The sequence below is a fragment of the Agromyces sp. NPDC055661 genome (assembly GCF_053618135.1).
On record NZ_JBSHHC010000001.1, the window covers coordinates 1,935,737 to 1,954,843 of the forward strand.

18 protein-coding genes are annotated in these 19,107 nt (G+C 72.1%); 7 read left to right on the forward strand and 11 right to left on the reverse strand.

The genetic code is table 11. From position 1 onward, the window contains the following. Nucleotides 1-258: 258 nt before the first annotated feature. The 4 genes from ACWGO8_RS08870 to ACWGO8_RS08885 all read right to left on the reverse strand — a co-directional run bounded on the left by ACWGO8_RS08870 (nt 259) and on the right by ACWGO8_RS08885 (nt 4,770). Nucleotides 259-1,422 carry a chaplin family protein gene (locus ACWGO8_RS08870; protein ID WP_452042706.1) on the reverse strand — a complete coding sequence of 388 codons (1,164 nt, stop codon included), beginning with the start codon at nt 1,420-1,422 and terminating at the stop codon, nt 259-261. 93 nt (nt 1,423-1,515) lie between these two features. Further along, a complete protein-coding gene (locus ACWGO8_RS08875; RefSeq protein ID WP_452042707.1) occupies nt 1,516-2,562 on the reverse strand; it encodes a hypothetical protein in 1,047 nt (348 codons plus the stop codon). Nucleotides 2,563-2,692: 130 nt separating this feature from the next. Continuing rightward, nucleotides 2,693-3,889, reverse strand: coding sequence for an ABC transporter permease (locus ACWGO8_RS08880; protein ID WP_452042708.1), 1,197 nt, complete (start codon nt 3,887-3,889; stop codon nt 2,693-2,695). Continuing rightward, on the reverse strand, nt 3,886-4,770 hold the full coding sequence (locus ACWGO8_RS08885) for an ABC transporter ATP-binding protein (protein WP_452042709.1): 885 nt from the start codon (nt 4,768-4,770) through the stop codon (nt 3,886-3,888). The genes ACWGO8_RS08880 and ACWGO8_RS08885 overlap by 4 nt, the downstream gene beginning before the upstream one ends. A gap of 253 nt (nt 4,771-5,023) precedes the next feature. Between ACWGO8_RS08885 and ACWGO8_RS08890 the strand changes: the two genes are divergently transcribed. Together ACWGO8_RS08890 and ACWGO8_RS08895 are read left to right on the forward strand one after the other, a co-directional pair. Next, a complete protein-coding gene (locus tag ACWGO8_RS08890) occupies nt 5,024-6,382 on the forward strand; it encodes an MFS transporter (protein WP_452043538.1) in 1,359 nt (452 codons plus the stop codon). A 93-nt stretch (nt 6,383-6,475) separates the two neighbouring features. Beyond that, a complete protein-coding gene (locus ACWGO8_RS08895; protein WP_452042710.1) occupies nt 6,476-9,181 on the forward strand; it encodes a CocE/NonD family hydrolase in 2,706 nt (901 codons plus the stop codon). On the opposite strand, the gene ACWGO8_RS08900 is transcribed toward ACWGO8_RS08895, so the two are convergent. The 5 genes from ACWGO8_RS08900 to ACWGO8_RS08920 all read right to left on the reverse strand — a co-directional run bounded on the left by ACWGO8_RS08900 (nt 9,182) and on the right by ACWGO8_RS08920 (nt 12,785). Continuing rightward, nucleotides 9,182-9,997, reverse strand: coding sequence for a response regulator (locus ACWGO8_RS08900; protein ID WP_452042711.1), 816 nt, complete (start codon nt 9,995-9,997; stop codon nt 9,182-9,184). Continuing rightward, complete coding sequence (locus ACWGO8_RS08905) at nt 9,994-11,328, reverse strand: sensor histidine kinase (protein WP_452042712.1); 1,335 nt, start codon at nt 11,326-11,328, stop codon at nt 9,994-9,996. The genes ACWGO8_RS08900 and ACWGO8_RS08905 overlap by 4 nt, the downstream gene beginning before the upstream one ends. 85 nt (nt 11,329-11,413) lie before the next feature. Continuing rightward, nucleotides 11,414-11,977, reverse strand: a complete 564-nt coding sequence (locus ACWGO8_RS08910) for a dihydrofolate reductase family protein (RefSeq protein WP_452042713.1) — start codon at nt 11,975-11,977, stop codon at nt 11,414-11,416. After that, nucleotides 11,977-12,450, reverse strand: coding sequence for an SRPBCC family protein (locus ACWGO8_RS08915; protein WP_452042714.1), 474 nt, complete (start codon nt 12,448-12,450; stop codon nt 11,977-11,979). Before ACWGO8_RS08915 ends, ACWGO8_RS08910 begins: the two co-directional genes overlap by 1 nt. Beyond that, the gene (locus ACWGO8_RS08920) at nt 12,447-12,785 is read right to left on the reverse strand and encodes an ArsR/SmtB family transcription factor (RefSeq protein WP_452042715.1); all 339 of its coding nucleotides are present in this window, start codon (nt 12,783-12,785) and stop codon (nt 12,447-12,449) included. The genes ACWGO8_RS08915 and ACWGO8_RS08920 overlap by 4 nt, the downstream gene beginning before the upstream one ends. 234 nt (nt 12,786-13,019) lie before the next feature. Here ACWGO8_RS08920 and ACWGO8_RS08925 point away from each other — a divergent pair, with 234 nt between their 5' ends. Together ACWGO8_RS08925 and ACWGO8_RS08930 are read left to right on the forward strand one after the other, a co-directional pair. Beyond that, nucleotides 13,020-13,397, forward strand: coding sequence for a cupin domain-containing protein (locus ACWGO8_RS08925; protein ID WP_452042716.1), 378 nt, complete (start codon nt 13,020-13,022; stop codon nt 13,395-13,397). A 142-nt stretch (nt 13,398-13,539) separates the two neighbouring features. Continuing rightward, nucleotides 13,540-14,109: an EXPERA domain-containing protein gene (locus ACWGO8_RS08930; protein WP_452042717.1), complete on the forward strand. Its 570-nt coding sequence runs from the start codon at nt 13,540-13,542 to the stop codon at nt 14,107-14,109. A 53-nt stretch (nt 14,110-14,162) separates the two neighbouring features. On the opposite strand, the gene ACWGO8_RS08935 is transcribed toward ACWGO8_RS08930, so the two are convergent. Further along, complete coding sequence (locus tag ACWGO8_RS08935) at nt 14,163-14,483, reverse strand: SHOCT domain-containing protein (protein WP_452043539.1); 321 nt, start codon at nt 14,481-14,483, stop codon at nt 14,163-14,165. Nucleotides 14,484-14,740: 257 nt separating this feature from the next. Here ACWGO8_RS08935 and ACWGO8_RS08940 point away from each other — a divergent pair, with 257 nt between their 5' ends. The 3 genes from ACWGO8_RS08940 (at nt 14,741) to ACWGO8_RS08950 (ending at nt 18,414) form a co-directional block, all read left to right on the forward strand. Beyond that, complete coding sequence (locus ACWGO8_RS08940) at nt 14,741-15,136, forward strand: UBP-type zinc finger domain-containing protein (RefSeq protein ID WP_452042718.1); 396 nt, start codon at nt 14,741-14,743, stop codon at nt 15,134-15,136. A gap of 69 nt (nt 15,137-15,205) precedes the next feature. Further along, nucleotides 15,206-16,624 carry an FAD-binding oxidoreductase gene (locus tag ACWGO8_RS08945; RefSeq protein WP_452042719.1) on the forward strand — a complete coding sequence of 473 codons (1,419 nt, stop codon included), beginning with the start codon at nt 15,206-15,208 and terminating at the stop codon, nt 16,622-16,624. A 23-nt stretch (nt 16,625-16,647) separates the two neighbouring features. After that, nucleotides 16,648-18,414, forward strand: a complete 1,767-nt coding sequence (locus ACWGO8_RS08950) for a SulP family inorganic anion transporter (protein WP_452042720.1) — start codon at nt 16,648-16,650, stop codon at nt 18,412-18,414. 10 nt (nt 18,415-18,424) lie between these two features. On the opposite strand, the gene ACWGO8_RS08955 is transcribed toward ACWGO8_RS08950, so the two are convergent. Continuing rightward, entirely contained in the window at nt 18,425-19,084 is a 660-nt protein-coding gene (locus ACWGO8_RS08955; RefSeq protein WP_452042721.1) for a TMEM175 family protein, read from the reverse strand. Nucleotides 19,085-19,107 lie beyond the last annotated feature (23 nt).

Sequence of the window (19,107 nt, forward strand, 5' to 3'; positions counted from 1 at the left end):
GCGCCCCCGCCCCCCCCCCGGCGGGGGTCCGGGCGGCGGGGGGGGGGGGGGGGGTGGGGGGGGGGGGGGGGCGGGGGGCCCCCCCCCCCCCGCCGCACCTGACGTGAGGTCTGCCGATCGCACGCCCCGGAATGCCACCGGCACCTGCACGGCCCCCGGTGCGGCCCACCGAGCCGCCGACCCGAACGGCGGCACGGGAGTCGTCGTGGGACGGGAGGAGACCCGGCGCCGGTAGGGCGGCGCCGGGCCCTCATCCGATCAACGGTGGAGCGAGAACCGCCTCGTGAGGAGCAGTCCCGCGCCGGCGATGAGCACCAGCACGGCGAAGCCCGCGAGGTCGACGTTCGCACCCGTGGAGGCGAGCGTCACGGCGGCCGGGATCACCCTCGTCCCGTGCGTCGACGCCACCGTCGAGGCGTCCGAGCCGCCCGAGCCGCCCGGACCGGACGGGTTGGAGGGATCGGTCGGATCCGTCGGGTCCACCGGGTCGACGGGGTCGACCGGTTCGACCGGGCCGACGGGCGGGTCGACCACGGTCGTCGCGCCGTCCGTCGTGCTGTCGCCGATGACCGAGATCGCGTTGCCGCCGATCGTGATGGGCAGGGACAGGTCCGGGATGAGCTGTGTTCCCCCGAGCAGCCCGTCGGATCCGTCCGTCCTGGCGGAACCGCCCCCGGTTCCCGTCGTGACCACCGTCGCCGCATCGCGCGACGTGGAGTCGCCGATGACGGAGATGGCGTTGCCCGCGACCGTGACCGGGAGGTCGAGGTCCGCGAGCAACTGGGTGCCGCCGAGGATCGAGTCCTCACCGGACGTCCAGGCGTCGCCACCGGCGCCGGGGCCGGTGCCGCCGGTGGCGACCCAGGTCTCGGCGTCATTCGACGTGGAGTCGCCGATCACCGAGATGGCGTTGCCGGCGACCGTGACCGGGAGGTCCAGGTCCGCGAGCAGCTGGGTGCCGCCGAGGATCGAGTCCTCGCCGCTCGTCGTCGCCGACCAGCCGTCGGATGCCGGAGTCGCCGCCGCCTGCTCCGAGGTCACTACCGCGGTCGAGGCGTCGCTCGACGTGCTGTCGCCGATCACGGAGATCGCGTTGCCCGCGATCGTCACCGGCGCCGAGACGTCGATCAGGGCCTGCGTGCCCGAGCCGATGCCGTCGTCACCCGAGGTGACGGCGACGGGGTCGGATCCGCCGTCGGTGGCGACGAGGGTCGCGGCATCCGACGAGTGCGAGTCGCCGATGACCGAGATCGCATTGCCGCTCACGGTGACCGGGGCCTCGATCGAGATGCCGAGCTGGGTTCCGGAGAGGATGCCGTCGTCGCCGCCCGTTTCGGACGCGTGCGCCACGCCGGCTCCGAGGAGCGTGAGCCCCCCGGCGAAGAGGGTCGCGTACAGCGCCCTCAATGCCAATCGCTTCATTGTTCAGTCCTCCTGACTGGATTCGGAATGTCGCTCCCGGGCAGGGAGCGATGTCGTTTCCACCTGCCCGACGGCAGGCGGAGCGGACCCCGATCAGTCAGGGGTGGTGTCGGTGTCGTACACCGGCGACGACGGGAGCTCGTCGTCGACCGAGTTCAGCACCAGCGACGCGAGCGCGTCGACGCCGAACGCGGCGAAGGCCGCGTCGGAGGTTCCGGATGCCCCGCCGGCAGCGCCGCCGGCGCCGGCCGCGCCCGAGCCCGCGCCGCTGCCGGCGGGCGCGGCAGGCGTCGCGGGGAGGTCACCGCCGCCGGGCGGCAGGCCGCTGCCCCCGGGCAGGCTCGCGCCGAGCGCGGCCGCGTCGGTCTCGAATGCCGAGGAGGATCGCGTTGCCCGCACCGGGAATCCGGAGCCCGGAGGTGCGCTCGCAGCCGCAGCCGCAGCGGACCCATCGGGAAGCCCGGGAACGCCGGGAATGTCGGTTCCAGGGCGGGCGGGATCACCGGGGAACAGCGGGATCGCGGGAACCCCCGGCAGGATGCCCGTGCCGTCGATGGGCAGCCCGCCCGTCGAGCCGACCACGGCGCCGAGCGTCCCGTCGACGAGTCCGGCGACGGGAGCGACCACGTCGCCGATCGCGTCGTCGCCGACCAGGCTGCCGACGACCGGCACGGAGCCGACCACGCCGTCGAGCAGCCCCGTGACGGGCGCCGTGACGGTGCCGACGGTGCCGCCGCCCGCCACGTCGGAGAGCGTGCCGGTGAGACCGTTGATGACGGTGCCGACTGCCGTGTTCGCGCCCGAGACCGCGGAGTTCGCGGCATCCGTCGCCGTCTCGACGACCGCGGGAGTCGCCTGCGCGACGGGTGCGGGAGCCTGCTCGACGACGGGCTGAAGCACCGGGGCCGCGACCGTGTCGACGACCCCGCCGAGCGCGTCGCCGGCCGAGCCGGTGACGTCGGTCACGCCACCCACGACCGAGCCCACGGCCCCGAGGAGCCCGTTCGGCTCCTGCTCGTCGGCCGAGGCGCTCGTCGAGGACGCGAAGAGGCTGAGCGCGAGCCAGAGTCCGGCGACGGTGACCGCGAGGAGGGCGTAGCGGACCCACGGCATCCGCCGCGCGGCATCCGCTGTCGTCATGGCCTCCCCCTCGCCTGTTCCCGACCGTACTTGTCCGGGCATGGACAGGTCCAGCCATTCCGGCGGAAGGATTCCTCGTGTTTCGTTCGCGGAATGCCGAGCGCCGACCCGCGAGGCGAGCCGCGCCCGACTAACCGCGCAGCGCCTCCGAGAACGGCACCCGGGCGCCGGTTCGCAGCAGCGAGTAGCGGTAGATGCGCTCGCCGACGAGCACCGCGACGACGGTCGTGGCGATGAGGATCACGAGCGACAGCAGCGGCTCCCACCACGCCGCCTGGCCGAGGAAGATCCGCACGGGCATCGCCACCGGGGCCGAGAACGGCACGTAGCTCATGATCGTGAGCACCGTCTCGTTGTCGTTGAAGAACACCACGAGGAAGTACGGGATCATCACGAGCATCGTCACCGGCGTGGTCACCGACCCGATGTCCTCGGCGCGCGAGACGGTCGCGGCGGTCGCGGCGAAGAGGGCCGCGAGCATCACGAAGCCGACGACGAAGAACACGACGAACCAGACGACGGATGCCCCGAGCCCGCCGAGCAGCACCCGCTGGCCGGTCACCGCGAGGCCGACGATCGCAAGCGCCCCGATCGCGATGATCTGCCCGAACGCCATGACGCTGTTGCCGAGCACCTTGCCGGTCAGCAGCGCGCGGGCCGACACGGTCGACAGCAGGATCTCGATGATGCGGGTCTGCTTCTCCTCGACGACCGACTGCGCGATCGTCTGCCCGAACGTGAGCGCCGAGAAGAAGAACACGATGCCGAAGCCGAAGGCGACGAGGTAGGCGAGGAGCGGATCCGCCGGGGCCGGGTCGAGCACCACCATCGGCGGGATGACGGCGAGGGTGCGGGCCACGTCGTCGGGGACCTGGTCGAGGCCGATGACGGTGACGTCGAGGCCGGCCGCCGCGGCATCCGTCGACGACGCCCCCGAGGTCGCCTCGAGGCCGGATGCCGCGACGAGCTCGGTCGGCGCCACGATGGCCGAGACCTCGTCGTCGCGGAGCATGGCCTCGGCCGCGTCGAGGTCGTCGGCCGGCACCGCCTCGAGCGCACGTGCGTCGGCGACCGCACCGGATGCCGCGCCGACGACGGCGACCTTCGTGGGCTCGCTGTTCGACGCGAACACCGACCCCAGGATCACCGACGCGAGCACGGCGGCCATGAGCACGATCGTCGAGATGACGAACGCCTTGCTGCGCAGCCGCGACGAGACCTCGCGCGCGGCGATGAGCCAGGCGGCCTCGGTGAAGCGCGGCTCGTGGCGCTCGGCCGCGGCATCCGTGGATCGACGCGGCGCCGTCGTCGTGAGGTTCCGGCTCATCGCACGACCTCCTTGAAGATCTGGGCGAGCGTGGTCTGCTCGCGACCGAAGCTCACGACGTCGCCGCGCGAGACGGCCTCGGCGAGCACCGCATGGCGGGCCGACTCGGTCGACGCCTCGAAGAGCGCCCAGCCGCCGTCGAAGCTCACGACCTCGACGCCGGGGATGCCCCGCACCCAGCCGGCGTCGCCCGTCGTGAGGAGCTCCCAGCGCTCGGAGCCGTGCTCGGCCCTGAGCTCCTCGCGCGAGCCGGCGGCCCGGATGCGCCCGTCGGCGATGATCACGAGGTCGTCGCAGAGGCGCTCGACCACGTCGAGCTGGTGCGACGAGAAGAGCACGGGCGCGCCCTGCGCGGCGGCATCCGCCAGGACCGACTGCACGGTCTCGACGGCCATCGGGTCGAGGCCCGAGAACGGCTCGTCGAGCACGAGCACCTCTGGGCGGTGCACGAGGGCCGCGGCGATCTGCGCGCGTTGCTGGTTGCCGAGCGAGAGGGACTCGACCGTGTCGTCGAGCCGCTCGCCGAGCCCGAGTCGCTCGAGCAGCTCGGTCGCGTTGCGCCGCGCGGCGGCCGGCGTCCAGCCGTGCAGTCGCGCGAGGTAGACCGTCTGCTCGAGCACGCGCATCTTCGGGTAGAGGCCGCGCTCCTCGGGCATGTACCCGAAGCGACGGCGGTCGGCCGCGGTGACGGCCGCGCCGTCGACCGTCACCGTGCCCGAGTCGGCGGCGAGCACGCCGAGCACGATCCGCATGGCGGTGGTCTTGCCGGCGCCGTTGCCGCCGACGAATCCGGTGAGGCGGCCGTCGCCGACGGCGAAGGTCACGCCGTCGAGCGCGAGACGGTCGCCGTAGCGCTTGGTGAGGTCGTGGAGTTCGAGCATGGCCTCACGCTACGGATGCCGCGACGGCGCGGCATCCGTCGGCCGGATGGTTCGGGGGCTCCACCGCGCGGGGGAGGCGCCGCGATCGGGGCAAGGGGTTTCCGATGTCGGCGGCGCTGGTTACCCTCGCATGGTGACCGAGGGAACGGACGTGCCCGAGGCGGGGGCGACAGCAGCGACGGATGCGGCGGCGGAACCGGAGGCCGGAACGGCGACCCGGCGAGCGGCGGGCCCGCAGCCGCCGCCGAACGGCATGCGCACCTTCCTGCAGGTGCTCGTCAACACCGCGATCGCGAACGTCACCACCAGCTTCCTCTGGTTCGCGCTGACGTTCTGGGTCTACCTCGAGACGCGGTCGGTGCTCGCCACCGGCATCATCGGCGGTGCGTACATGCTGCTCATCGCGTTCTTCGCGATGCTGTTCGGCACGATCGTCGACCGGCACCGCAAGCTCCAGGTCATGGTCTTCTCGAGCCTCGTCACGCTCGGGTCGTTCGTCATCGCGGGCGTGCTCTACCTGCTCCAGCCCGAGTCGGCGCTGCTCGACCTCGGCGGGCCGTGGTTCTGGGCCTTCTCGGGCATCATCCTGTTCGGCTCGGTGGTCGAGCACATGCGCAACATCGCGCTCTCGACGACCGTCACGCTGCTCGTTCCCGAGGAGCGGCACGCCAACGCCAACGGCCTGGTCGGCACCGTGCAGGGCGTCGCGTTCATCGTGACGAGCGTGTTCAGCGGCCTCGCGATCGGGCTCCTCGGCATGGGGTGGACGTTGCTGATCGCGATCGCCCTCACGCTCGTGGCCCTCGTGCACCTGCTCTTCCTGAAGGTGCCCGAGGCGCGGCCCGAGCCGGCCGAGGGCGAGCGCGCGCCGGCGATCGACTTCCGCGGGAGCGTCGCGGCGGTGCGCCGGGCGCCCGGCCTCTTCGCGCTCATCCTCTTCTCGACGTTGAACAACCTCATCGGCGGCGTCTACATGGCGCTCATGGATCCCTACGGCCTCACGATCTTCACGGTCGAGGTCTGGGGGATCGTCCTCGGCGTGACCGCGACCGGCTTCATCATCGGCGGGCTCGTGATCGCGAAGTTCGGACTGGGCAGGAATCCGATCCGCACGATGCTCCTCGTCGTGATCGGCATGGGGGTGCTCGGCGCGCTCTTCACGATCCGCGAGTGGTGGCTGCTCTACGCGCTCGGCATCTGGGCCTACATGTCGATCATCCCCGTGGTGGAGGCGTCCGAGCAGACCGTGATCCAGAAGGTCGTGCCGTTCCAGCGCCAGGGCCGGGTCTTCGGGTTCGCCGCGGCCGTCGAGTCGGCGGCGGCGCCCGTCACGGCGTTCCTCATCGCGCCGATCGCGCAGTTCTGGATCATCCCGTACATGGAGTCCGAGCAAGGGCTGGCGACCTGGGGCTGGCTGCTCGGCGACGGCGACGCCCGCGGGATCGCGCTCGTGTTCCTGTTCTCGGGCCTCGTCATGGTCGTGCTGGCGCTGCTCGCCTTCACGACCAAGTCGTATCGGATCCTGTCGGCGGAGTACGCGGGCACCACCGGGTCGGTGCCCGCCCCCGAGGCCGGCGCCGAGGAGCAGGCGGCCGCCGACCCACGGCGCTGAGCCGCTCTCTCGTGCTCGCCCGCCGTGTTGCGGGCGCATGAAATTGTGCAACATTCCTAGCGCCGAGCTCGGGGTCGCCTGTAAACATGTGACATGTCACCGCTTACTACGGTTCCACCGCCCCCCGCGCGTCGCCGCGGGGCCGCCGGCCTCGTCGCCGGACTCACCGCCGCGCTCGTCGGCGGCCTCCTGTTCCCGGCCAGCGCCGCCGTCGCCGACGAGGCGCCGGCGCTCAGCATCGTCGACGGCGTCACCGCGCCCGTCTTCGACTACTCCCAGGCGATCCGCGAGCGGGTGTTCATCCCGGTCGCGGGCGTCGACCAGGATCGCGACGGTGTCGACGACGTCACCGCGATCGAGATCATGCGCCCGGCCGAGAGCGACGCCGGCCTCAAGGTGCCCGCGATCATCGACACGAGCCCGTACTACACGACCCTCGGGCGCGGCAACGAGTCGCAGCTCATCCAGGACATCGACGGCGACGGCCTCAACGACAAGTGGCCGCTGTTCTACGACAACTACTTCGTCCCGCGCGGGTACGCGATGATCCTCGCCCAGATGGACGGCACCGCGAACTCCACCGGCTGCCCGATGCACGGTGGACCCGGCGACATCCAGAGCATGAAGGTCGTCATCGACTGGCTGAACGGCCGCGTCGCCGGCCACTACGCCGACGGCACCGCCGCCGTCGCGGGCTGGCACAACGGCAAGGCCGCGATGATGGGCAAGTCGTACGACGGCACCCTCGCCAACGGCGTCGCGGCGACGGGCGTCGAGGGCCTCAGCACGATCGTGCCGATCTCGGCGATCTCGGACTGGTACGGCTACTCGCGCACCGGCGGCATCCGGCACAACACCAACTACCCGTCGAGCCTGTCGAACACCGTCACCAACCCGGCCCGACGCGCCCTGTGCGCGCCCGTTCGCGCCACCCTGGACGCGATCGACGGCGACGAGACCGGTGACATCAACCAGTTCTGGTCGGAGCGCGACTACCGCCTCACGATCGACGACGTGAAGGCCTCCGTGTTCCTCGTGCACGGCCTCAACGACGACAACGTGCGCATGGGTCAGGTCGGCGAGTACTGGAAGGCCCTCGGCGAGCGCGACGTGCCGCGCAAGATCTGGCTCGCGAAGGTCGGCCACACCGACCCGTTCGAGTTCGACCGCGCGGAGTGGGTCGACACCATCCACCGCTGGTACGACTACTGGCTGCAGGGCATCGACAACGGCATCATGGACGAGCCGATGGCCAAGGTCGAGACCGACCCGGGCGTCTTCGAGGACGTCGCAAGCTGGCCGGTGCCCGGCACGTCCGACGTCGACGTGCTGCTCGCGGGCACGACGGCCGGCGCCGCGGGCGACCTGCTCCTCCAGCCGGGCGACGGCGTCGCCTCGGCGACCTTCACCGGCCCGTCGGGCTCGATCACGGAGGCGACCGCGATGAACAGCCCGGAGGGCTCGCAGGCGAACCGCCTCGTGTTCCTCTCCGAGCCGCTCACCGCACCGCTGCGCATCTCGGGCACCACGCGCGTCGAGCTGACCGCCTCCCTCGGACAGTCGCAGGCGAACCTCAGCACGGTGCTCGTGGACTACGGTCCTTCGACCCGCACGTCGCGCACGGGCGAGGGCGTCATCAACACGACCACCCGCACCTGCTGGGGCGCGGAGAGCGTGAACGACAACGCGTGCTACCTCGAGGTCGCGCTCCGTTCGCAGACGACCGACGTCTGGCGGGCCTCGCGTGGCGCGCTCGACTCGTCGAACCGCTTCTCCCTCGCCGACGGCACGGCCGTGCCGGTGACTCCGGGCGAGGCGAACGCGTTCGACTTCCCGCTCGAGCCGTACGACACCACCTTCGCCGCCGGTCACCGCATCGGCATCGTCGTCACGACGAACCTCTCGGGCTACAACACCGGCGGCACGGCCAACGCGAACGTCACGGTCGACACGACCCTGAGCCGCGTGGTGCTGCCGGTCGTCGGCGGTCCCGCCGCGGCGGCCGCGTCGGGCGCGTTCGGCGTGGTCGACCCGGTGTCGCTCGCGTTCGACCTCGGCGGGCACGGCTCGGCGATCGCGCCGCAGTCGGTCGCGTACGGCGCGGCGCCGACGGCGCCCACCGCTCCGAGCGAGCACGGCTGGGTGTTCCAGGGCTGGTACGCGGATGCCGCGCTCACGACGCCGTACGACTTCGGCACGGTGCTCGTGGACGACGCGACCGCCTACGCCAAGTGGGCGGACGTGGCATCCGTCGCGACCTCGCTCACGGTCACGCCGAGCGCGACGACCGTGGACAAGGGCGGATCGGTCGACCTCACCGTCGCTGCGTTCGGTGCCGACGGCGCCGCCCTGGGCGACGTCACCGACCTCGTCACGGTGACGAGCTCGCGCGCGACCGACGTGGTCGACGGGGCATCCGTCACGCTCCCGGCCTACGCCGGCGAGCACGTGCTGACGGCGAAGCTCGGCGCGGCGACCGGGACCACGACGATCACGGTGCGCCCCGGTGCGCCGGTGGCCGTCGTGGCGCCGACGATCGTCGGCACGCCCGTTCCCGGCGTCACGCTCGTCGCCGACCCCGGCGTCTGGGATGTCGACGGCGTCCGGTTCACCTACCAGTGGACGGCCGACGGCTGGGTCGTCCCGTTTGCGAAGGACGGAACGCTGAAGGTGAACCCGTCGATCTCGGGCAAGGAGCTCGTGCTCACGGTCACCGCGCGCGCGATCGGCCTGCCGGCCGGCTCGGCGTCGACGGACGGCGTGACGGTGCTGCCCAACCCTCGCGGCTTCCAGCCGTGATCATCCCGGAGGCCGGGGAGTGGATCGCTCCCCGGCCTCCGGCCTGCCCGGCTCTGCGGTGGCGGGCCGCACGACGCCGTGCTCGTACGCGTAGACGACCGCGTGCACGCGGTCGCGGAGGCCGAGCTTCTGCAGCACCTTCGAGACGTGCGTCTTCACGGTCGCCTCGCCGACCCACAGCCGGGACGCGATCTCGGCGTTCGAGCGTCCTTCGGCGAGGAGCTCGAGCACCTCGCGCTCCCGCTCGGTGAGCGATGCCAGCTCCTGCGGCACGGGCGGGGCGACGGCGGATGCCGCGGCTGGCCGCGGCGCGGACGACGCCGGGCTCGCGGCATCCGTCGGCTGCGGCTGCGGCTGCGGCGCCCGGCCGGCGTCGGCGCCCGCCCGGTGGCGCGCGGCGGCCGCCTCGATGACCTTGCGCGTGACGTCGGGGGAGAGCAGCGCGTCGCCGCGCGCGACGACCTGCACGGCGTCGATGAGCTGCTCGGGGCTGGAGTTCTTGAGCAGGAAGCCGCTCGCACCGGCGTCGAGCGCCTGGAACAGGTAGTCCTCGCGGTTGAACGTCGTGAGCACGAGCACCGCGGGGCGGTCGCCGTGCTCGGCGACGATGCTGCGCGTCGCGGTGAGCCCGTCGACGCCGGGCATCTGCACGTCCATGCAGACCACGTCGGGGTCGAGCTCGGCGACGGCCGTGATCGCGGCCGCGCCGTCGGCGGCTTCGCCGACGACCTCGATGCCGGGCTCCGAGTCGAGGATGGTGCGGAAGCCGCCGCGCACGAGCGCCTGGTCGTCGACCACGAGCACGCGGATCGTCACGAGATCGCCCCGGCGCGACGCAGCGGCAGGGTCGCGCGCACGAGGTAGCCGCCGCGGTGGCGCGCACCGAGCTCGAGCTCGCCGCCGACCGCGGAGACCCGCTCGCGCATGCCGGCGTGCCCCAGCCCGCCGGGTCGGGTCGCGGCCGACCGCGCCGTGCCGGTGTCGCTGACCTCGAGCTCGAGCTCCTCGTCGGCCCAGCGCACGCGCACGTCGGCCGTCGCGCCGGCGCCGGCGTGCTTGCGCACGTTCGTGAGCGCTTCCTGCACGAGCCGGTACGCCGTGATGCCGACGAGGCCGCTCGTCTCGCGGGGCGTCCCGATCACGCCGAGCGTCGTGGGCACGCCGCTCGCCGACGACTCGGCGACGAGGTCGGGGAGGTCGTCGAGTCCGTGCGGGGCCGCCTCGGCCGGGGCATCCGTGCCGCCGTCAGCGACGTCGCCGTCGCCCTGGCGCAGGGTGCCGAGCAGGCCGTGCAGCTCGGCGACCGCCTCGCGCGCGCTGTGCTCGATCGCCGTGAGGGAGGCCGTGGCCGCCTCGGGGTCGCGTGCGAGCACCCGCCGGGCCGCACCCGCCTGCACGCCGATCACCGACACGTGGTGGGCGACCACGTCGTGCAGTTCGCGGGCGATGCGCAGCCGCTCGATCGCGACGGCCTGCTCGCGCGTGCGCTCGCGCTCGGCGGCGAGCTCCTCGGTGCGCTGCTCGAGCGCGACCCGCTCGCGCGCCGACCGGTAGGCGTTGTCGCCGAAGTACCAGGCACCGCCGAAGTAGAGGAGGTTCGTGACCACGTTGATGAGCGCGTACGCCACGTAGGGCGAGACGAGGCCGCCCTCGCGGGACATCTCGGGCAGGTGATCGGGGGCGTTGGCCGCCACGACGAGCCCCCAGATGAGCCATACGAACATTCCGAGCACGATGCCGGCGCGCACGAGCAGCGCGACGCGGCGGTTGCGCCCCCACGCGCCGAGCGTGTAGATCGCGATGAACAGGGTGATGTTCGAGAACAGCAGTTCGCCGATCTCGGCCATCGCGCCGACGAAGAACGCGACCGAGGCCGTGATCGCGACGATCTCGGGGGCGACGCGGCGCCACGCGAGCGGCAGCGACATCGTCGCGGCCCAGATCGCCGAGTGCCAGTACGGCGCCCCGTCGGCGACGCCGGCGGCGCGGTACAGCGCGGTGCTCCCGAGCGTGCCGCCGAAGAGCACGAGCGCGAGCAGCACGTCGTTGCGCCGCTGCGCCGGTGTGGGTCCCGGCCGCCGCCACTCGGCGCCGTCGACGACCTCGACTGCGTCGTCGGGCGAGGCTGCGGATGCTGCGGCGGTCACCCGTTCACGCTAGCCGCGGCGGCGGGGCGAGGCATCCGTCACGCGACGGATGTCTCGCGCCTCACGGTCGATCGCGTCCCTGCCGTCACCGCACCGCGTACTGCATCGTGACCAGGCCGCCCGGGTAGGTGACGACGTCGTCGAGCCGGAGCCGGCGCTCGCCGAGGCCTCCGGGCGTGAAGGAGCGGCCGGACCCGATGACCGCGGGCACCACGCGGAGCCGCAGCTCGTCGACGAGGCCCGCCGCGAACAGCGCGTCGGTCAGGGTCAGGCTGCCCCAGACGATGATCGATCCCGCGCGGTCCTTCAGCGCCGCCACCGCCTCGGCCGCATCCCCGCGCAGCACCTCGATGGCGCCGTCGCCCCAGGGCGCCGAGTCGAGCGTGTTCGACACGACGTACTTCGGTAGCCGGCCGATCGGCTCGGCCACGGGCTCGACGACCGGATCCGCCTTCGGCCAGTAGTCCGCGAACATCCCGTAGGTGCGCCGGCCGAGCAGGATCGCGTCGACCCGTTCCAGCAGCTCGACCTGTCCGGGCTCGTTCGGCGTGAGGTCGTCCCCCATCGCGCCGAAGAACGAGATCCCGCCGTCGGCATCCTCGGCGTAGCCGTCGACGGTCACGACCTGCTCGACGATGAGGTGACCCATCAGCGCGCCTTGGCGGTGAGCTGCTCGGCCAGGAGGTCGAACGCGGAGTCCCACCCGTCGTAGACGTTTTCGTCGCCGGGCTCGGCGGCGATGCCCTTCAGGTGGAAGAGCATCTCGGTGCGGTCGCCCTCGAGCTCGCGCAGGTCGACGGTGATGAGCGGTGCCGTGTCGTCGGGGTCGCCGGGCGAACCCCACGTGAAGACGAGCCGCTTCGGCGGGTCGACCTCGCGGTACACCCCGACCGTCGGGTACTCTTCCCCGTCGGCGGGGTTCACCATCGTGTAGGCGTACCGTCCGCCGGGGCGGACGTCGATCGCGACGCTCCCCTCCTTGATCTCGATGCCGCGTGGGTGCCACCACTCCGCGGCATCCGCCGACTCGGTCCAGGCGCGCCAGACCAGCTCGCGGGGTGCGTCGAAGATGCGGGTGATGGTGAACTGCGCCTCCTGCGTGCGCTCGGTCGTCTCGGTCATGAGGTCTCCCCTTTCATGCGGCGGAGCTGCTGGTCGAGCAGGTCGAATCGCTCGTTCCACTCGCCGCGGTGTCGTTCGACCCACTCGGATGCCTCGTCGAGCGGCTCGGTGCGCAGGGTGCAGGTGCGCCACTGCGCGTGCGCGGTGCGCTCGATGAGCCCGGCCCGCTCGAGCACGTTGAGGTGCTGCGAGATCGCCGGCCGGCTCATCGCGAACGGCTCGGCCAGTTCCCCGACGGTCGTCGGCCCGACGCGCAGGCGCGAGAGGATCGCACGTCGCGTCGGATCGGCGAGCGCCTGGAACACGAGGCTGAGCTCGTCGTCCGCGGCTGCCATGTAAGCAACTCCTTATGTAATGATTTCCTTAACCATAGGTCGACACGGATGCCGCGTCAACCCCATTTCCTGATCCCGCGCCGCCGGTTCCTTCGGGACCCCGCGTCACCCCGGAGCACGAATGCAGGAACTTCCGGCCGACACGCCGTGTGGACGGGCGCGACTCATCGGCGGGTCGTCGATTCTTCCTGCATTCGGATGCCGCCGGCTCGAGGCATCCGCGATGATCGGGTCATGACCCAGCCCGTGCGCAACCTGCAGGCCGCCCTCGACTCGTTCTCGGAGCCGTGGTCGCCCCGGCGCCTCGTGAGCGTCAATGACTACGACGTCAAGGTGTTCAAGGCGCAGGGCGAGTTCACCTGGCACTCGCACCCCGACACCGACGAGTTGTTCCTCGTGGTCTCCGGGCGGCTCGTCATCCAGCAGCGGAACGCCGACGGCGGCGATGTCGAGCTCGGCCCGGGCGACGTCTACGTGGTGCCCCGCGGCGTGGAGCACTGCCCGCGCGCCGACGGCGAGGTGTCGGCGTTGCTCATCGAGCCGCAGGGCACCGTGAACACGGGCGACACCCCGAGCGCCCGCACCGCGACGTTGCGCGAACTCGACGACTGAGGATCCGGACCGTCTCGCGAGTGGGCGATGCCGGCGGTCCGACGAGCGACGACATCACCAGGATCGCCCACTCGCGGAATGGCGTGGGCGCAGACGCGACGCGCGTGGCGCCCGCGGCATCCGACCGCTACGCTCCATGCGCATGACCGCGCCGTCGACCGACGCCCACGCCCCGAACCCCGCCGACGAACCGGGCGTGGGCGCCGACCCGTGTCGGCCGCCGAACCTGCCGCTGCGGCAGCGGCCGTTCGACTGGTTCTTCATCGTCGTGTTCACCCTGTTCACGGTGACGAGCATGATCAGCGACATGCTGCCGACGCTCGGCGTGGACTTCTCCCAGCCGTCGCCGAACTTCCTCGTGAACTCGAACTGGTGGTACGCGCACGACACCGATCCGCTGTTCATGGATCCGCCCGTGTGGATGCGCATCGTCACCGGGCTGTCGGCGTTCGTGTACCCGGTGTTCTACGTGCTGCTCGTGATCTCGCTGTTCCGCGGCTGGAACTGGATCCAGCTGCCGAGCGTCATCTACGCCACGATGATCGCGACGATCACGGGCGTCATCGTGTTCGGCGTCGAGTTCTTCGGCGAGCCCGAGTGGATCACGCCGAACCCGGTGAAGTTCCTCGCGTTCAACCTGCCGTACGTGCTCATCCCGATCCTGCTGCTCGTGCGCATGCGCACGCCGCTGCCGTTCGCACGGCGGTTCTGACGCGAGCGGCCCGCCCCGGAAACGGGAGCGGGCCGCTCGTCGCGGGCGGGGCGTCAGCTCATCGCCTTCGCCTTCAGCGCCTGGAACTCGGTCTGGTCGATCGTGCCGGCGTCGAGCAGCGCCTTCGCCTTCGCGATCTCGTCGGTGGGGCTCGCGCCCGCGCCCGCGACCGAGCGGATGTAGTCGTCCTGGGCCGTCCGGATCTGGGCCGCCTCACGCCCGGAGCGCTCGGCCATGCCGCGACCGCGCGCGATGAGGTAGACCAGCGCCGTGATGAACGGGAAGAAGATCATGAAGATGATCCACACGGCCTTCCACCACCCGTTCAGGGTGTGATCGCGGAACAGGTCGGCGATGATGTAGAAGAGCACCATGAGGTAGGCGACGAACACCCACACCCACAGGAACCACCAGAACAGGTTCCAGAAGTTGTCCACGCTGCAGACCTCCGTCTCGTCGGTCCCGGCTCCGTCGGGCGGCGCACTGGCGGAGGCGGGACCTCGACCGGGCGACCCCCTCCTTCCCAGGGTGAGGGGCAGGCTAGCACCGCCGTGAGCGCTGCGGAAGAGCCATCGATGCGAGTTCACCGAGGCGTCCACCGGCGTGCCCTGCGCGGGGCTAGCCTGCTGCCATGACCGACGAGACGCCGGCGATCGACCCCGACGTGCCGCCCACGGGCGACGGGTGCGTCGGGTGCCTCGCGGGCGACACGTGGTGGCTGCACCTGCGCCGCTGCGCCCAGTGCGGCCACGTCGGATGCTGCGACAGCTCGCCCGAGCAGCACGCCTCTCGGCACGCGCGCGAGCAGGGGCATCCGATCGCGCAGTCGTTCGAGCCGGGCGAGGACTGGTTCTGGGACTACGCCTCGTCGCAGGAGGTGCCCGGCCCGGTGCTGGCGTCACCGACCAGTCGACCGGTCGAGCAGGGCTCGCCCGCGCCGCGCGACCGCGTGCCGCCCGACTGGAAGACCCACCTGCACGACGTGCAGGTGCTGCCGCCGCACCGGCGACGACACGCGCATCCGTAGTCGGCGGACGCCGGTTCCCGCAGAATGGGCTCACGGCCGTCGCCGGCCGCCGACGCGAGGAGCATCCGCATGAGCATCGACAGCGCCGTCGACGCGGGGGCCGTCGACCCCGAGGCCGTCCGCGACGCCCTGCGACGGATGCTGCGCGCCGACCAGGTGCTGACGGATGCCGCGTCCCTCGACGCCTACGCGCACGACGACGCCGAGTGGGCGCCGTTCGAGCCGCCCGTCGCCGTGGTCCTCGCCGAGCGCGAGGAGGACGTCTCGACCGTCGTGCGGCTCGCCGCGGCATCCGGCCTGCGGATCGTGCCGCGCGGCGCGGGCACCGGGCTCTCGGGCGGAGCCAACGCGATGGCGCGCTCGATCGTGCTGTCGCTCGAGCGGATGACCCGCATCGTCGAGGTGAACGCCGCCGAGCGGTACGCCGTGGTCGAGGCCGGGGTGATCAACGACACGCTCCGCGACGCGGTCGCGGAGCACGGGCTCTGGTACCCGCCCGACCCGGCGAGCTACCGCATCTCGACGATCGGCGGCAACGTCGCGACGAACGCGGGCGGCATCTGCTGCGTGAAGTACGGCGTGACCCGCGACTACGTGCTCGGCCTGCGCGTCGTGCTCGCCGACGGCGACGTCGTGTCGCTCGGCCGGCGCACCGCGAAGGGCGTGACCGGCTACGACCTCACCGCGCTCATGGTCGGGTCGGAGGGCACCCTCGGCATCGTGACGGAGGTCACGCTGCGGCTGCTGCCCCTCGGCGGACGGGAGGACCGCGCGATCGTCGGCTCGTTCGGCTCGCTGACGGCGGCCGGCGTCGCCGTGGCCGAGATCACCGCGGCCGGCATCGTGCCGTCGGCGCTCGAGATCATCGACCGCACCTGCATCGAGGCGGTCGACGCGTGGCAGGGCCTCGGCCTCCCGCACGGGGCCGACACCATGCTGCTCGCCCGCGTCGACGAGGTCGGTGCGGCGGGCGACGAGCTCGCGGCATCCGTCGCCCGCATCATGGCGGATGCCGGGGCGATGTCGGTCGAGCAGGCCGCGGATGCCGCGGAGGCCGACCGGCTCTTCCTCGCCCGGCGCCTCGCGTACCCGGCCCTCGAGCGGCTGGGGCCCGTGCTCACCGAGGACATCTGCGTGCCGCGCGGCCGCGTACCCGAGATGCTCGCCCGCATCCAGGCGACCGCCGCCGCGAACGACGTTGTGATCGCCAACATCGCGCACGCCGGCGACGGCAACCTGCACCCGCTGATCATCGCGCCCGAGGGCGACGACGACGCCAAGGCGCGGGCGAAGCGCGCGTTCGACCGCATCGTCGACGACTGCCGCGAGCTCGGCGGCACGGTCACGGGCGAGCACGGCGTCGGCCTGCTGAAGCTGCCCGGCGCGCGCGCCGAGCTCGGCGATCGCGTCATCGGGCTGCACGTCGCGATCAAGCAGGCACTCGATCCGAACGGGATCCTCAACCCGGGCAAGGCCTACCCGGCGTAGCCTCGGGGTCGGAGGGGAGCGCGATGGTCGGGGCGCCGGACGAGCCGGAGGGGGCGGCTGCCGAGCCATCGCCGCCGTCGCCGCACTCGACGCCTTCGCGCGAGTCGTGGGTCACCGCGCGCTGGCGTGCGATCCGCAGCGTGTTCCGGCGCGAGACCCTCGGCAAGGACGCCGTGGCCGGCACGATCCTCGGCGTCGAGAGCGTGCCCGACGGGCTCGCGATCGGACTGCTCGCCGGCGTCAACCCGGTGGCGGGCCTGTACGCGTTCCTGTTCGGGATGGCCGGGGCGGCGCTGTTCACGAGCAGCACGTTCATGGCCGTGAACGCGACGAGCGCGATGGCGCTCATCGTCGCCGACAGCGACGTCGCGGCGTCGCCCGACCCCGACCGCGCGCTGTACACGCTCGCGATGCTCACCGGGTTCATCATGGTCGTCGCGGGCCTGGTCGGCGGCGGCCGGCTGCTGCGCTTCGTCCCCACGGCCGTGATGGTCGGCTTCGTGACCGCGGTGGGCATCAACATCGTGTTCGGACAGTTGGCGAACCTCACCGGCTACACCGGGCGCGGGGCGAACCGCCTCGTTCGGGCGTTCGACACGCTCCTGCACCTGGGGCAGTTCCACGTGCCCACGCTCGTCGTCGGGCTCGTCACGATCGCCCTCATCGTCACGCTCACGCGCACCCCGCTCCGTGCGCTGGGACTCGTCGTCGCGATCATCCTCGGATCGGGGCTGGCCGCGCTCTTCACCTCCGCGTTCGACTGGGAGGTGCTCACCGTCGGCGACATCGCCGACGTGCCGAACGGCCTGCCCGCGCCCGTGCTGCCGAGCCTCGCCGACGTGCCCGACCTGCTGCTGCCCGCGTTCTCGCTCGCCTTCGTCGGCCTCGTGCAGGGCGCGGGCGTCGCGGGCGGCGTGCCGAACGCCGACGGCAAGCCGGCCGACGCCTCGCGCAACTTCATCGGCCAGGGCGCGGGCAGCATCGTGGCCGGCGTGTTCCGGGGCATGCCCGTCGGCGGGTCGATGTCGGCCTCGGGGCTCCTCGTCGCCGCCGGCGCACGGACTCGGCTCGCGCTCTTCATCGCGTCGACCGTCATGGCGATCGTCATCCTGGTGGCGTCGGGCGTGGTCGCCCTCGTCGCGATGCCCGCGCTCGCCGGCCTCCTCATCGTGGTCGGGATCCAGGCGATCAAGCCGCTGCGCATCCAGTCGGTCGTGAAGACGGGCGCGCTGCAGACGACCATCATGGCGGTCACGTTCGGCCTGACGCTGGTGGTGCCGCTGCAGTTCGCGGTGCTCATCGGCGTGGGCCTCGCGATCATCCTCTTCGTCGCGCAGCAGTCGAACCGGCTGCGGGTCCGGCAGCTCGAGTTCCACGGCGAGGGGCGCATGCGCGAGACCGACCCGGTGGCCGTCGTCCCACCGCACGATGTCGTGGTGCTGCAGCCGTACGGCAACCTCGCCTACGCGACGGCGCCGGTCTTCGACGAGCAGCTGCCGAAGGTCGACGACGCGTCCCGCGGCTCCGTGGTCATCTTCCGGCTCCGCGGGATCGACGAGCTCGGGCTCTCGCTGGTCGCAGTGCTCGGACGCTACCTCGACGACCTCGAGCAGCGCGGCTCGACGCTGTGGCTCGTGGTGGCGGGCGACCGGATCCGGAACCAGCTCGCCGCCGGCGGTCTGCTCGATCGCCTCGGTCCCGATCGCGTCTACACGAGCTCGGAGTGGATCGGCGAGGCGGTGCACCTCGCGCACGCCGACGCCGAGGCGTGGGTGCGCGAGCACGGGTGACGGGTGGCCGTCAGGCCGCGCGTCCTCGCGAGGTTCCGAGCACTCGCGCGAACAGCGCCTGGACCGGTCCGGCCAGCAGCATGATGAAGAGGGCCCAGTAGCCGATCGCGGGGACGGCCACCGCGACCACCAGGGCGATCGTGAACAGCACGGCCGTCGAGACATCCGCAGCGATGCCCGCCGTGATGTTGGAGGCCGGAATGCGATGCAGGGTCGGGTGCCGCCGCAGGTAGAGCCGGATCGCCAGCGAGGTGAGGCAGGTGGCGATCATGCTGCCGATGTAGGCCGTCTTCGCGAGGGGGTCCTCACCGGGCATCTGTCCCGAGATGGCGGTCGCGACGGGGAGCCACACGATCGTGAGCAGCCACGCCATGAGCGTCCACAGGAGGCCCTGCGTCGCATGGTCGACCCGCACGAAGAGGCGATGGTGGATCATCCAGAACATCGCGATGATGACGAAGCTGATGACGAAGCTGATGAGCTGCCCGTCGTGCCCTGCGAACCACTGCGCCGTGTCCTCGTCGGCGGCCGCCACCTCGCTGACGCTCTCCATGAGCGGGAGGATGAGCAGCGTCATCGCGATCGCGACGACCGCGTCGACGAACGCGACGACGCGCGCCACCTCGTAGGGCGCGCGCATCTCGTGGGCCGCGTGATCGCTTCCGGTCACGCCCTCATGCTAGGACAGCCCCG